The organism is Patulibacter defluvii (assembly GCF_034096925.1).
In the GTDB taxonomy this organism is placed as follows: domain Bacteria; phylum Actinomycetota; class Thermoleophilia; order Solirubrobacterales; family Solirubrobacteraceae; genus Patulibacter; species Patulibacter defluvii.
In genome coordinates, this window is sequence record NZ_JAWZSQ010000008.1 from 14,080 (window position 1) to 26,235 (window position 12,156).

Annotated in this window: 10 protein-coding genes; 7 read left to right on the forward strand and 3 right to left on the reverse strand. The window is 77.9% G+C overall.

Annotated elements, in window-relative coordinates; translation table 11 throughout:
* Positions 1–88 precede the first annotated feature (88 nt).
* On the forward strand, positions 89–916 hold the full coding sequence (locus tag SH587_RS10225; RefSeq protein WP_320670502.1) for an LLM class flavin-dependent oxidoreductase: 828 nt from the start codon (positions 89–91) through the stop codon (positions 914–916).
* Between the two features lie 23 nt (positions 917–939).
* On the opposite strand, the gene SH587_RS10230 is transcribed toward SH587_RS10225, so the two are convergent.
* Complete coding sequence (locus SH587_RS10230; protein WP_320670503.1) at positions 940–2,316, reverse strand: NAD(P)/FAD-dependent oxidoreductase; 1,377 nt, start codon at positions 2,314–2,316, stop codon at positions 940–942.
* Between the two features lie 169 nt (positions 2,317–2,485).
* Between SH587_RS10230 and SH587_RS10235 the strand changes: the two genes are divergently transcribed.
* Both SH587_RS10235 and SH587_RS10240 read left to right on the forward strand, forming a co-directional pair.
* On the forward strand, positions 2,486–3,958 hold the full coding sequence (locus tag SH587_RS10235; RefSeq protein ID WP_320670504.1) for an APC family permease: 1,473 nt from the start codon (positions 2,486–2,488) through the stop codon (positions 3,956–3,958).
* A complete protein-coding gene (locus SH587_RS10240; protein WP_320670505.1) occupies positions 3,955–4,782 on the forward strand; it encodes a nitrilase-related carbon-nitrogen hydrolase in 828 nt (275 codons plus the stop codon). The genes SH587_RS10235 and SH587_RS10240 overlap by 4 nt, the downstream gene beginning before the upstream one ends.
* Here SH587_RS10240 and SH587_RS10245 read toward each other — a convergent pair.
* A complete protein-coding gene (locus tag SH587_RS10245) occupies positions 4,683–6,122 on the reverse strand; it encodes an amidase (protein WP_320670506.1) in 1,440 nt (479 codons plus the stop codon). The two genes, SH587_RS10240 and SH587_RS10245, sit on opposite strands and share 100 nt — an antisense overlap.
* 123 nt (positions 6,123–6,245) lie before the next feature.
* Between SH587_RS10245 and SH587_RS10250 the strand changes: the two genes are divergently transcribed.
* From SH587_RS10250 to icmB, 4 genes are all read left to right on the forward strand, one after another.
* Complete coding sequence (locus tag SH587_RS10250) at positions 6,246–7,496, forward strand: aminotransferase class III-fold pyridoxal phosphate-dependent enzyme (RefSeq protein ID WP_320670507.1); 1,251 nt, start codon at positions 6,246–6,248, stop codon at positions 7,494–7,496.
* Positions 7,490–8,893 carry an amidase gene (locus SH587_RS10255; protein WP_320670508.1) on the forward strand — a complete coding sequence of 468 codons (1,404 nt, stop codon included), beginning with the start codon at positions 7,490–7,492 and terminating at the stop codon, positions 8,891–8,893. The genes SH587_RS10250 and SH587_RS10255 overlap by 7 nt, the downstream gene beginning before the upstream one ends.
* A 123-nt stretch (positions 8,894–9,016) precedes the next feature.
* Positions 9,017–10,561, forward strand: coding sequence for an aldehyde dehydrogenase family protein (locus SH587_RS10260; RefSeq protein ID WP_320670509.1), 1,545 nt, complete (start codon positions 9,017–9,019; stop codon positions 10,559–10,561).
* Positions 10,558–10,974: a coenzyme B12-dependent isobutyryl CoA mutase small subunit gene (gene icmB, locus SH587_RS10265; protein WP_320670510.1), complete on the forward strand. Its 417-nt coding sequence runs from the start codon at positions 10,558–10,560 to the stop codon at positions 10,972–10,974. The genes SH587_RS10260 and icmB overlap by 4 nt, the downstream gene beginning before the upstream one ends.
* Here the strand turns inward: icmB and SH587_RS10270 are convergent.
* Positions 10,971–12,104 carry a CaiB/BaiF CoA transferase family protein gene (locus SH587_RS10270; protein ID WP_320670511.1) on the reverse strand — a complete coding sequence of 378 codons (1,134 nt, stop codon included), beginning with the start codon at positions 12,102–12,104 and terminating at the stop codon, positions 10,971–10,973. The two genes, icmB and SH587_RS10270, sit on opposite strands and share 4 nt — an antisense overlap.
* Positions 12,105–12,156: the final 52 nt, after the last annotated feature.

The window sequence follows — 12,156 nt, forward strand, 5'->3', positions numbered from 1 at the left end:
GGGCGGTTGGGTCGCGGGACAAGCGGGCGCCGGCGGCGTGGTCCGCGGCAGCAGTGCGGGCCGCGCGCCGCGGGCGCAGAATCGGGCCATGCACCGCGACGGCCCGTCCACCCTCGACCGCGGACTGGGGGTGACGGCCGGGCTCGACCCGGGCCGCGCCCGCGAGCTGGCCGCGCAGGCGGCGGCGCTCGGCTACCGGGCGCTGTGGGCGAACGACGAGCCGACCGCGCCGGGGCTGGAGACGCTGGCCCGGTTCGCGGACGGCGATCCGACGCTCGAGCTGGGCGTCGGCGTGCTGCCGCTCGACCGCCACCCGCCGGAGCGGATCGCCGCCGACGTCGAGCGGCTGGGGCTCGACCCGGCGCGGCTCTGGGTCGGGGTCGGATCGGGTCCGCTGCGGCCGCCGCTGGCGGTCGTCGAGGAGGCGGTCGGGCGGCTCCGCGAGCTGCTGCCGCCCGGCACCCGGATCGTGGTCGCGGCGATGCGCCCGCGGCTCTGCCGGCTGGGCGGGGCGCTCGCCGACGGCGTGCTGCTGAACTGGATGCCGCCGACCCGGGCGGCGCAGGCCCGCGAGCTGGTCCGCGAGGGCGCGGCCGAGGTGGGCCGGCCGGCGCCGCTGGTGGCGTCCTACGTGCGGACCGCGGTCGGTCCCGGCCACCTGGCGCGGCTGCAGGAGGAGGAGGGCCGCTACCGGCTGATCAACGAGGGCCACCGCCGCCACTTCGCCGGGCTCGGGCTGGCGCTCGGCCGGGTCGGGGTCGGCGGCGACGACGGCGCCGCGGTCCAGGCCGGTCTGGCGCCGTACCACGACGCGCTCGACCTGCCGATCGTGCGGGTGCTGGCCGACGACGACGAGGCCCAGGTGCGGGCGGTGGCGGCGGCCGCGGCGCCGACCGCGGCGGTCGCGCCGCGCTGAGCGGCGGCGGTGGGCCGGGCGTCTCAGGCGCTCGGCACCAGCCCGGTCGGGGCCAGCCCGGCCAGTCGCCGCAGCAGCGGAGCGACCGGGCGGCCGGCGTCCTCGCGCGCCTCCTTGCGGCCGACGGCGCCGCGCACCAGCTGGCCGGCCGCCCACCGCAGCGGCTCGGGCGGCATCCCCCGCGGCGGCCGCCGGACCAGCCCGCTGCGCGACCAGTCGTCGTCGCGGTCGAGCGCCAGCGCGGTCAGGATCCGCGCCCCGAGCAGGGTGGTGACGACGCCGTTGCCGGAGAACCCGGCGCCGCAGAGCACGCCCGGCGCCAGCGTGGTGAAGAACGGCAGCCCGTCGACGGTGCGGTCGATCGGCCCGCTCCAGGCGGCGGCCAGCGGCAGCGCGGCGAGCTGCGGATAGGTGCGGCGCAGCCGTTCGCCGACCAGCGCGGCGCGGCGCGGGTCGGGCCGCGGTGGCCGCGCGCCGCGGCCCAGCGCCAGGCCGCCCTTGCCGAAGACCAGCCGGTCGTCGACCGTCCGCCGGTGGTACTCGACCATCAGCCGCGAGTCGGAGACGGCCAGCCCGGTCGGGATCCCGGCGGCGTCGAGCGCGGCGGTCGCCGGCTCGCTGACGACGACGTCGCTGCCGACCACGGCCAGCGCCCGCCCCAGGCCCGGCAGCCCGACCGTCCAGGCGTTCAGGCACAGCACGACCCGGCCGGCGGCGATCCGCCCGCGCGGGGTGACGACGACCGGCCCGGCGCCGTCGCGGTCGAGCCGCGTCATCGGGGTCCGCTCGTGGATCCGGACGCCGCGCTCGATCGCCACCCGCCGCAGCCCGCGCGCCAGCGCCGCCGGCTGGAGGGTCGCCGCGACCGCCTCGTGGACCGCGGCCACGTAGCGCGGCGAGCCGGTGCGCGTGGCCGCCTCGGCGTCGGGCAACGCGGCGAAGGGCGTCTGGCCGTGGCGGGCGGCGACGGCGACGGTGCTCGCCCAGGCGTCGCGCTGGGCCTCGTTGCCGGCCGCCCACAGCCAGCCGCGGCGGCGGACGTCGGCGGCGATCGCGTGGTCGGCGCAGAAGCGCTCGATCTCGCCGACCGCCCGCTCCGACTCGTGGCAGAGCCGGAGCGCCTCCTCGGCCCCGCAGACCGCCTCGAGGCCGCCGACGTGGTGCCAGAGGGTCAGCGCGAAGCCGGCGTTGCGGCCGCTGGCGCCGTCGCCGCAGCGGTGGCGCTCGACCAGCGCCACCTCCAGCTCGGGCCGCTCCTCGCGCAGCCGCAGCGCGGTCCACAGCCCCAGGTAGCCGCCGCCGACGACGCAGACGTCGGCCCGCCGCTCGCCGACCAGCGGGGCGGCGTCGCGCCCGTCGCCGTCCTCGCCCGCCGTGGCCAGCCACCAGCACTGCTCCATGCCGGCAGTCTCGCGGCGGCGGTCGGCGAGCGCCCTTGGTCCGCGGGCCAACGCGCGGCGGGCGGTTTGCCGCGTGGGAGCATTGGTCGCGGTCCGGGGCGCGGCCAGGCTCCCCGCTCGGGAGGCGACCGCAGTGGGCGGCTGCCCGTGCCGAGAGGGAGAGCGCCGGATGAGCAGCGAGACAGGGACGGCGACGGAGGCCGGGGGCCTCGAACGGACGATGACGTGGCGCGACGCGTTCTCGCTCGCGGCCACGCTGCCGGGGTCGGCGCTGGCGATCATCGGCTACTCGACCGGGATCCTCGGCGCCTGGTCGGCGCTGGCGGTCTGGGGGATCGCGTCGCTGATCGCCTTCGTCCAGAACTTCCTCTACGCCGAGCTGGCCTCGGCCTTCCCGGACAAGGCCGGCGGGATCTCGCTCTACGCCCACGAGGTCTGGAAGCGCCACTGCTCGCCGATCGGCGCCGTCGCCTCGGTCGGCTACTGGGCCGGCTGGGCGTTCGCGCTCGCCTTCAACGGCCTCGCCGTCGGCAGCCTGGTCAAGGCCCAGTGGTTCGCCGACGCCGACTGGAGCTTCTCGACCGGCACCGTCGACGTCGGCCTCGAGCACCTGATCGCCGCCGGCGCGATCGTCGGCGTCTGGCTGCTGAACGTGCTCGGGATCCGGCTCGCGGTCCGCGTCAGCTACGCGATCAACCTGCTGGCGCTGGCCGTGCTGCTGATCGTGATCGTCCTCCCGGTGGTCACCGGCGACCTCGACCTCGGGCGGCTGAGCTGGGGGATCGACGACCAGGGCAGCTCGTGGCTGGTGGTCGGCGCCGTCTGGCTGTTCCTGGCCGGCTGGACCGTCTACGGGACGGAGATCGCCGCCACCTTCTCGCCCGAGTACCGCGACCCCCGCCGCGACACGCCGCGGGCGCTGATCAGCTCCGGCGCCTTCTCGCTGGTGATCTTCGCGCTGGTGCCGGTGGTGACCGCCGGCGTGGTCGGCGAGCGGGCGATGGCCGAGAACCCGGTCGGCTTCAACGTCGGGCTCTTCGAGCAGCTGCTCGGCGGGGCCGGCTGGATCGTCGTCGTGGTCCTCTGCCTGGCGCTCTTCAACCTGATGTCGGTGGCGACCGCCGACAGCGGGCGGGCGCTCTACGGGATGGCCCGCGACGGGCTGACCGTGCGCGGCCTCGACCGCCTGAACCGGCGGCGGATGCCGGCGCGGGCGATGACCGTCGGCCTGGTCCTCAACCTGGGGCTGGTGTTCTTCGTCGGCAACCAGCTGGGGATCGTCTTCGCCGCCAACCTCGGCTACATGCTGGCCGTCGTCGCGGCCACCAGCGGCTACGTGCTGCTGCGCCGCGAGCGCGACCAGCGGCCCCGCAGCTACCGGCTGCCGCGGCCGTGGACGGCGGTCGCCGCCGCCGTCGCGCTGCTCAACCTGGCGCTGCTGGTGACCGCCGCGCTGAACCCGGGACTGGCCGGCTACGGCGGGGTCAAGGAGGAGCTGATCGGGTTCGGCGTGCTGGCCGTCGGCGTGCTGCTGTTCGCGTACCGGCGGGTGGTCCAGGACGGCGCCGGCCTGCGGCTGCGCGAGCCCCCGACCGTCCCCGCCCCGTCCCCCGTCACCGCGACCGAAGGAGCCCCCGAATGAGTCCGTCGATCTCCGCCCTGCTGGCCCAGCTGGCCCCGCGCCCCGGCGACCGGGCGGCCAACCTCGCCGCCCTCGCCGCCGCGCTCGAGGCCCACCCCGAAGTCGAGCTGGCCGTCCTGCCCGAGCTGTTCCTGAGCGGCTACGGGCCGGACGCGGTCGCCGCTGCCGGCTGCGGCGCCGACGAGCTGACGCCGGTCCGCGAGCTGGCCGCCCGCCACGCCACGGCGGTCGTGGTGGGCTTCGCCGAGCGCGCCGACGGCGTGGTCTACGACGCGATGGCCTGCGTCGACCGCGACGGCGCGCTGGCCGGCGTCTACCGCAAGACCCACCTCTTCGACGGCGAGCGCGACGTCTTCGCGGCCGGCGACGAGCTGCTGCTGTGCGAGCTGGCCGGCCGCCGGGTCGGGATCCTCAACTGCATGGACATCGAGTTCCCGGAGCCGGCGCGGGCGCTGGCGCGGGCCGGGGCCGAGCTGCTGGTGACCGCCTCGGCCAACATGTCCCCCTACTGGGACTGCCACGACCTGCACGCGCGGGCACGGGCGCTCGACAACCGCCTGGCCCACCTGTACAGCAACCGCCCGGGGGCCGAGGCGGGGCTGCGGTTCGTCGGCGGCAGCCGCGCGATCACCTCCGACGGGGCGGTGGTCGCCGAGTGCGGTCGCGACGAGGACGAGCTGCTGGCGGTCGATCTCGACCTCGACCGCGGGGAGCCGCGGCTGGACTACGTGGCGCTGGCGCGGGGACCGCTGCCGGTGGCCAGCGGCCACGGCCGCAGCGCCTCGACGGCGGCGCCGAGCGCGAACGGCGTCGCGTCGTCGTAGGGCCGCCCGACCAGCTGGACGCCCGTCGGGACGCCGTTGCCGGCGACGCCCGACGGGACGGCCAGCACCGGGCAGGCGGCGAGCTGGTTGAAGGGCAGCGTCAGCGCGGCCTCCAGGTGGAAGCCGACCGTGCGGCCGTCGACCTCCGGCCCGCCCTCCGGGTAGCCCTCGCCGGCCCGGAAGCCGCGGGTGCCGAGGGTCGGGCAGAGCAGCGCGTGGTGGCGCTCCAGGACCGTCGCCAGCGGCCGGTGCAGCTGCGACTCCAGCGCCAGCCCGTCGAGCAGCGAGGCGCCGTCGGCGGTCGTCCGCGCCCAGTCGGCGAAGCGGCGGGCGTCGTCGGTCACCCGCTCGGGGTGGGCGGCGCAGAAGTCCGCGATCGCCGCCCCGAAGCCGTGGGCGAAGTGGATCGCCGCGGCCCGGATCACGGTCGCGCGCGGCAGCGCCAGGTCGACCTCCTCGACGATCGCCCCGGCCTCGCGCAGCACGTCGGCGACGGCCCGGGCGCCGGCCGCGACCTCGGGGTCGACGTCCCAGTCGCCGAGCCGCGGCGAGAACGCCACCCGCAGCCCGCGGACGGCCGGCCGCGGGATCCCCAGCACCACCTGCTCGCGGAGGCCGGCGAGGTCGTCGCCGTCGGGTCCGGCCAGCACGTCCTGGAGCAGCGCCGCGTCGGCCACCGTCCGCGCCAGCGGCCCGCCGTGGACGTAGCGGTCCAGGTGGTACGGCGCGACCACCGGCACCCGCCCGCGCGGCGGCTTGAAGCCGACGACGCCGCAGGCCGAGGCGGGGATCCGGATCGATCCCGCGGTGTCGGAGCCGGTCGCGAGGGTCGTCGTGCCGGCGGCCAGCGCGGCGCCCGACCCGCCCGAGGAGCCGCCCGGCGACCACTCGCGGCTCCACGGGTTGCGGGTCACGCCCCACAGCCGCGAGTGGGTGTACCCGGCCGCGGCCAGCTCCGGGGCGGTCGTGCGGGCGTGGACGATCGCGCCCGCGCCGAGCACTCGCCGGGCCAGCGCCGAGCTGCGCTCGGCGACCGCGTCGCGCAGCACCAGCGAGCCCTCGGTCAGCGGCTGGCCGGCGATCGGCTCGTCCTCCTTGACCGCCACCGGCAGGCCCTCCAGCGGCCCGGGCGCGGCGCTCCCGCGGCCGCGGTAGCGGCGCTCGGCCTCGCGCGCCCGGGCCCGTGCCGCGTCGTCGAAGCGGTGGCAGAGCGCGTTGACCGTCGGTTCGACCGCGTCGGCGCGGGCGAGCACGGCGTCGAGCAGCTCGACGGGGGAGAGATCGCGGCGGCGGAAGCGGTCGAGGGCCTCGGTGGCGGACAGCAGGTGGAGCGGGGTCATGGCGACGACCGATGATCGGGCGCACCGCCGCCGGCGACGTTTGGTGCGCGACCCAGAGCGCGGCCGGCGGTTCGTGGCCGGGCGGCATGGCGGGCCGCCGGGGCCGCGGCCCAGACTCCGCGCGTGAGCACGTCCGACCCCGTCCCGACCCTCCGACCCGGCGCCGACGCCGCGCCGCCGGTCGACGTCCTGCCGGGCGGGTTCGGCCGCTCGACCCTCGCCGTCGGGCCGTGGTCGCCGTCGGCGGTCCGCGGCGCCGGCTGCCGGGTCTGGGACCAGGACGGCCGCGAGCTGCTGGACGCCAACGGCAACTTCACGACGCTGGTGCTCGGCCACGCCGAGCCGGCGGTGGTCGCCGCGGCGGGCGAGGCGCTGGCCGCCGGCGCCTCGTTCGGCCTGCCGCACGCGGCCGAGCGCCGCCACGCCGAGCTGCTGCGCGAGCGGATCCCCGGCGTCGAGCAGGTCCGCTACGCCAACTCCGGCACCGAGGCGGTGATGCTGGCGCTGCGGATCGCCCGCGCCCACCGCGGCCGCGACGCGGTGCTGGTGGTCCGCGGCGCCTACCACGGGACCGCCGACCCGGTGCTGCCGGCCGGCGGCCCGCGCTCGTCGCGCGGGGTGCCGGCGGCGGTCCGCGAGCAGACGCTGGTGGTCGACGCCGACGACCTCGACGCGATCGCCGCCGCGGTCGAGCGCCACGGCGAGCGGCTGGCCGCGATCCTCGTCGACCTGCTGCCGAACCGCGCCGGCCTGCGCCCGATCGGCGACGAGGCGCTGGCGCTGCTGGAGCGGGCGCGGGCGGCGACCGGGGCGTTGCTGGTGGTCGACGAGGTGGTCAGCTTCCGGCTCGGCCCCGGCGGCCTGGCGCCGCTGCGGGGCGTCCGGCCCGACCTCGTCACGCTCGGCAAGGCGATCGGCGGCGGGCTCCCGGTCGGCGCGGTCGCCGGCCCGGCGGCGGTGATGGGCGAGCTCGACCCGCGGCGGCCGGACGGCCTCGAGCACGGCGGCACGATGACCGCCAACCCGGTCACGATGGCGGCCGGGATCGCCACCCTCGAACGCTTCGACGCGGCCGCGATCGCGCGCCTCGACCGGCTCGGCGAGCGCGCGCGGACGGCGCTGGCGGCGGCGATCGCGCCCCACGGCTGGAGCGTCCGTGGAGCCGGCTCGCTGCTGCGGCCGTTCGCGCCCGCGGGCGAGGACCAGCGCGCGCGGCAGCTGGCGGTCTGGTGGGCGGCCTACGAGCGCGGGGCGCTGCTGACCCCGAACGCGCTGCTGGCGCTCTCGACCCCGATGGACGAGGCGGTGGTCGACGCGCTGGTCGAGCGGGTCGCCGCCGCCGTCGCCGCGGTCGCTACGGTCGGCCCGTGCTGAGCGACCGTGACGCCGAGCCGGCCGGGGCCGCGCCGCACGCCGAGCTGGCGGGCGCGACGCTCGCCGATCTCGGCGCGCGGCTGGCCGCCGGCGCGCTCTCCTCGCGCGAGCTGGTCGACGGCTACCTCGACCGGATCCGGGCGCTCGACGACCTCGGCGCCTACGCCGTGGTCGACGACGAGCGGGCCCGCGAGCAGGCCGAGCGGCTCGACCGCGAGCGCCGCCGCGACGGTCCCCGCGGGCCGCTGCACGGGCTGCCGGTGGCGATCAAGGACAACGTCGAGGTCGCCGGGCTGCCGCTGGTCGCCGGCTCGGCGGCGCTGGCCGCGAGCGGCTGGCGGGCGCCGGCCGACGCGCCCGCGGTCGCGCGGCTGCGGGCGGCCGGGGCGATCGTGCTCGGCACCACCCGGATGCACGAGCTGGCCTTCGGCGCGACCACCACCGGCGGGCCGCTGGCGACGGTCCGCAACCCCCACGACCGCGAGCGGATCGCCGGCGGGTCGAGCGGCGGCAGCGCGGTGGCGGTCGCGGCCGGCCTCTGCGCGGCGGCGCTCGGCACCGACACCGGCGGCTCGATCCGGGTACCGGCGGCGCTCTGCGGCGTGGCCGGGCTGAAGCCGACCTTCGGCGCGGTGGCGACCGCCGGCGTGCTGCCGCTGGCCCGCGCGCTCGACACGGTCGGGCCGATCGCCGCCGCGGTCGCCGACCTGGAGCCGCTGCTGGAGACGCTGGCGGCGCGGTCGTTCCGGCCGCCGCCCGCGCGCGCCTGGCGGGTGGCGGTGGCGGCGCCGCGCGGCGACGAGCACCCGGCGGTGGTCGCGGCGGTCGAGCGGACCGCGGCGGCGCTGCGGGCCGCCGGGGCGACGGTCCGCCGGGTGGCGCCGGTCGCGACCGAGGAGGCCGCCGCCGCCGAGCTGGCGCTGGTGACCGTCGACGCCCACGCGGCGCTGGTCGCCGAGCTGGCGCGCCAGGGCGGCCCGCCGATCGACGAGGCGATCGGCCTGCTCGGCGCCGACGTCGCGCCCTACTACGCGGCCCAGCAGGCCGGCGGCGGGGTCACGGCGGAGGCCTACGCGGCGGCGCTGACCGCGGGCCGCGCGGCCGCCCGCCGGGCCTTCGCGGCGGCCCTCGCCGGGGTCGACGCGCTGCTGACGCCGACGGTCCCGATGCCGGCGGTTCCGCGGGCCGAGGACGGCTGGACGACGCTCGGCGGCGCGCCGGTCGCGACGGTCGCCGCGCTGCTGCGGGAGACGGTCGCGGTCAACGTCGCGGGCCTGCCGGCGGTGACGGTCCCCGCCGGCGCCGACGAGCGCGGGCTGCCGGTCGCCGTCCAGCTGATCGGCCGCCGCGGGGCCGACCGGCGGCTGCTGGCGCTGGCCGCCACCGTCGCCGGCTGACGGCGCTGCCCTCGCGACACAACCGCCGCCGGCGGGTTGGGAACCGGGACCAATTGCCGCGGCCCGGGCCCGCGGGCAGAGTGGCCGCGACCCCGTTTCCCCGCCTGCGAAGGAGCGCCTCCGGTGCCCGCCATCACCTACGCCACCGTCTACAGCGAGAGCGGCAGCGACGCCGACGGCCTCGCGTTCGAGGAGGCCCTGCGCGGCCTCCGCCAGCGCGATCCGCTGACCCTCGCCCACCGGATCGGCGGGGTCGAGGTCGGCGACGGCGTCCGCTTCGAGCGGACCGACCCGGTCGACCCGGCGCGGGTCGTGGCCAGTGCTCCAGCCGCCGATGCCGCGACCGTCGCCCGCGCCGTCGCCGCGGCCCGCGCCGCCCAGCCGGCGTGGGGCCGGCGCGACTACGTCGAGCGCGCCCGGCTGCTGCAGCGGGTCCGCGAGGCGATCGCCGACCAGCGGATCCCGCTCGCGGCGCTGGCCTCGCTGGAGACCGGCAAGACCCGCGCCGACGCGCTGGCCGAGGTCGACGAGTGCGTGGCGATCGTCGACCTCTTCGCCCGCCAGGCGGAGCAGTCGCACGGCTACGCGGTCCCGCACGTGGCGCCATCGGCCGGTTCGCGGGCCGAGGTGGTGCTGCGGCCGTTCGGCGTCTTCGGCGTGATCGCGCCCTTCAACTTCCCGCTGGCGATCCCGTTCGCGATGGTCGCCGCGGCGCTCGCGGCCGGCAACGCGGTGGTCTTCAAGCCGTCGGCCCTGACCCCCGCCTGCGGGGCCGCGTTCGTCGCCCTCTTCGACCGCCTGGAGCTGCCCGAGGGGCTGCTGAACCTGGTCCACGGCGACGGCGAGACCGGCGCCGCGCTGAGCGAGGCCGAGATCGACGGGCTGGCCTTCACCGGCTCGGCCGCGGTCGGCCTCGACCTGCTGGCGCGGCTGCACCGGCCGCCCTACGCGCGGCCGGTGATCGCCGAGATGGGCGGCAAGAACCCGGGGATCGTGACCGCCAGCGCCGACCTCGCCGTGGCCGCGAAGGCGGTCGCGCGGTCGGCCTTCGGGATGTCGGGCCAGAAGTGCAACGCCTGCTCGCGGGCGGTGGTGGTCGACGCGGTCCACGACGAGTTCGTCGAGCGGCTGCGGGCCGAGGCCGAGGCGCTGGTCGTCGGCGACCCGCTCGACCGCGCCGCCTTCACCGGCCCGGTCGTCGGCCGGCCGTCGGTCGAGCGCTTCTCGCGCGCGGTCGCGGCGGCCCGCGCCGACGGCCGGGTGGTGACCGGCGGCGGCACCGGCGAGGGCGGCCACTTCGTCGACCTGACCGTCGTCGACGGGCTGCCGGCCGGCCACGAGCTGACCCGCGAGGAGCTGTTCCTGCCGGTCCTGTCGGTGGTGCGGGTGCCCGACCTGGACGCCGCCCTGCGGGAAGCGAACGCGGTCCGCTACGGCCTGGCCGCCGGCGTCTTCAGCGAGGACGAGGGCGAGCGGGCGCGGTTCCTGGACGAGATCGAGGCCGGGATCGTCTTCGTCAACAACCCCGGTGGCGCGACCACCGGCGTCTGGCCCGGCAGCCAGACGATGTCGGGCTGGAAGGCGAGCGGCTCGACCGGGAAGGGCGGCTTCGGCCCCTGGTACCTGCAGCAGTTCTCGCGCGAGCAGAGCCGCACGGTCTTCGCGTGAGCAGCGCCGAGGCGACCCCGGCGGCGATCCGCGTGGTCGTCGCCAAGCCCGGGCTCGACGGCCACGACCGCGGGGCGAAGGTGATCGCCCGCGCGCTGCGCGACGCCGGGATGGAGGTGATCTACACCGGGCTCCACCAGACCCCGGAGCAGATCGTCGCGACCGTCGTCCAGGAGGACGCCCAGGCGGTCGGCCTCTCGATCCTCTCCGGCGCCCACATGACGCTGGTCCCGCGGGTGGTCGAGCTGCTGGCCGCCGAGGGCGCCGACGACGTGCTGGTCGCCGTCGGCGGCACGATCCCCGAGCGCGACGTGGCGCCGCTGCGGGCGCTCGGGGTCGACGCGGTCTTCGGTCCCGGGACCGCGGTCGCCGAGATCGTCGAGGTCGTGCGCGGCGGGGTCCGGCGGCGCTAGTACTCCCCGAGCGCCGGCGGCGCGCTGCGGTAGCTGGCCGGAGTGGCGGAGAGCCAGATCGGGTTGCGGACCAGCTCGACCGTCGAGCCGTCGGAGCGGGGCAGGGCGACCGTCGGGTCCATGCCGAGCGAGCGGGCCAGGTCGATCGCGCCGGCGATGTCGTTGACCTCGCCGGCCGGGACCCCGGCGTCGAGCAGCTCGCGGGCCCAGGCCGCCGGCGTGCGGTCGGCGAGCGCGGCCACCAGCGCCTCGCGCAGCCGCTCGCGGTTGGCCACCCGCGCGGTGTTGGTGGCGAAGTCGGGGTCCTCGGCCAGCCGCTCGAGCCCGCAGACACGGCAGAGGGCGGCGAACTGGCGGTCGTTGCCGCAGGCGATCACCAGCTCGCCGCCCTGGGCCGGGTACAGCTCGTAGGGCGAGATCGAGGGGTGGGCGTTGCCCATCCGCTGCGGGGTCGCGCCGCCGGCGGTCACCGCCGAGGCCTGGTTGACCAGCGCCGCCAGCAGCGAGGAGAGCAGGTCGACCTCGACCCGCTGGCCCTCGCCGGTCCGCTCGCGGTGGCGCAGCGCGGCGAGCACGCCGGTCGCCGCGAAGAGGCCGCAGATCACGTCGACCAGCGCGACGCCGACCTTCTGCGGCTCGCCGTCGGGGCTGCCGGTGACGCTCATCAGGCCCCCGACCGCCTGCACCAGCAGGTCGTAGCCGGGCATCGCGGCGCCGCCGCCGCGGCCGAAGCCGGTGATCGAGCAGTAGACGAGCCCCGGGTGCTCGGCGGCCAGCTGCGCGTAGCCCAGGCCCAGCCGCTCCATCACGCCGGGGCGGAAGTTCTCGACCACGGCGTCGGCGCTCGCCACCAGCGCCTTGGCCCGCGCCAGGTCGCGCGGATCGCGCAGGTCGAGCACCACGCTGCGCTTGTTGCGGTTGACCGAGAGGAAGTAGGTGGCGACCCCGTCGGCGTCGTGCGGCGGGCCCCAGGAGCGGGTGTCGTCGCCGCCCGGATCGCCCTCGCCCTTCGGCGGACGCTCGACCTTGATCACGGTCGCGCCGAGGTCGGCGAGGACCATCGTCGCCAGCGGCCCGGCGAGCACGCGGGAGAAGTCGAGGATCACCAGGTCGTCGAGCGCGGCCGGCATGATGATCGATTATAGATCTTCGAAGAAAATCGGGTACGGTTGGGACGAACGT

Excerpts from the sequence above, each read along its gene's own strand:
- SH587_RS10225 (WP_320670502.1), top strand. The coding sequence starts at position 89 with ATGCACCGCGACGGCCCGTCCACCCTCGACCGCGGACTGGGGGTGACG.
- SH587_RS10230 (WP_320670503.1), bottom strand. The coding sequence starts at position 2,316 with ATGGAGCAGTGCTGGTGGCTGGCCACGGCGGGCGAGGACGGCGACGGG.
- SH587_RS10235 (WP_320670504.1), top strand. The coding sequence starts at position 2,486 with ATGAGCAGCGAGACAGGGACGGCGACGGAGGCCGGGGGCCTCGAACGG.
- SH587_RS10240 (WP_320670505.1), top strand. The coding sequence starts at position 3,955 with ATGAGTCCGTCGATCTCCGCCCTGCTGGCCCAGCTGGCCCCGCGCCCC.
- SH587_RS10245 (WP_320670506.1), bottom strand. The coding sequence starts at position 6,122 with ATGACCCCGCTCCACCTGCTGTCCGCCACCGAGGCCCTCGACCGCTTC.
- SH587_RS10270 (WP_320670511.1), bottom strand. The coding sequence starts at position 12,104 with ATGCCGGCCGCGCTCGACGACCTGGTGATCCTCGACTTCTCCCGCGTG.